The organism is Streptomyces bobili, from assembly GCF_002154575.1.
In the GTDB taxonomy this organism is placed as follows: domain Bacteria; phylum Actinomycetota; class Actinomycetes; order Streptomycetales; family Streptomycetaceae; genus Streptomyces; species Streptomyces bobili.
In genome coordinates, this window is record NZ_MUBA01000200.1 from 1 (window position 1) to 332 (window position 332).

Annotated in this window: 1 protein-coding gene; it reads left to right on the forward strand. The window is 72.3% G+C overall.

What is annotated here, in order from left to right; all coding sequences use genetic code 11:
- Window positions 1-214: 214 nt before the first annotated feature.
- A partial coding sequence (locus BZL64_RS42035; RefSeq protein ID WP_341868808.1) for a VOC family protein occupies window positions 215-332 on the forward strand: 118 nt, incomplete at its 3' end.

Here is a 332-nt window from a genome sequence, read left to right on the forward strand (position 1 = left end):
TGGTCACGTGACGGATCTTGGAAGTCATGCGGGGGATTCTTGTCCACCCGCCTCCGCGCGGCAACGGAGAATCCGCGTCCGCCGGCCGGACCATGCCCCGCCCCCCGCCCCCGACGGCCCGCCGCCCGTCGGGGGCGGGGGGCGGGGCATGGTCCGGCCGGCGGACGCGGATTCTCCGTTGCCGCGCGGAGGCGGGTGGACAAGAATCCCCCGCATGACTTCCAAGATCCGTCACGTGACCATCGACTGCGCGGACGCCTACAGCCTGGCGAGCTTCTGGTCCGAGGCCCTCGGTGAACCCCTCCACGCGGACGACGAACCGGGCCACGAGG